The sequence below is a fragment of the Blautia sp. AF14-40 genome (assembly GCF_003479665.1).
GTDB lineage: Bacteria > Bacillota > Clostridia > Lachnospirales > Lachnospiraceae > Fusicatenibacter > Fusicatenibacter saccharivorans.
Map to the genome: position 1 here is coordinate 384 of NZ_QUHK01000107.1, position 665 is coordinate 1048.

Sequence of the window (665 nt, forward strand, 5' to 3'; positions counted from 1 at the left end):
TTTTTTCTTGGCTTTAAGCTCATGGTTACAGAAGAACAGCTTAATCTGAAGAACATCAAAAAATCGGCGTGGCTGACATTCAAGGAATTTCTCCATGAAGTAAACCACACGCTGATGAATGACTTTGTTTCCATGCCGAATGATGAAATCAACCGTTACATGAAAATGGAAAAGTTACTGGAAAATAAAATCTCCCGTCGCTTTAAGGTGTGTCGCTTGGAAATCCATGATTTTGGGTATCTCATGGAACATCTTTACGGCAGGGACGGTATCGCTTATGAAGATTATGAGTATCAGTTACCAAAGAAGAAATTGAGGAGAGAAACGCAGATAAAATACTACGACCTTATTCGTCCGACAAGATGTGTGATTGAGGAAAGCCAAAGGTATTTACGATTGGAACATGAGGACAAGGAAAGCTATGTGTCCTACTTTACCGTCAATGCGATTGTGGGCGAGCTGGATTTTCCGTCCGGTGAAATCTTCTATTTCCAGCAACAGCAATTCACATTCCCCGTTGATACTTCTATGAATGTAGAAATCGTGGAAAATCGGAAAGCATTAACGACAGTCCGCAACAAGAAAAAGGAATTGAAAGATTTGGATAATCACGCCTATCAAGCTGGAAGTGAAACCAGCTCAAATGTGGTGGACGCTTTAGACAG

At 40.8% G+C, this 665-nt stretch carries 1 pseudogene; it reads left to right on the top strand.

Annotated elements, in window-relative coordinates:
- Positions 1 to 665, top strand: a pseudogene (locus tag DWW13_RS19640) (ATP-binding protein); the annotation flags it as partial.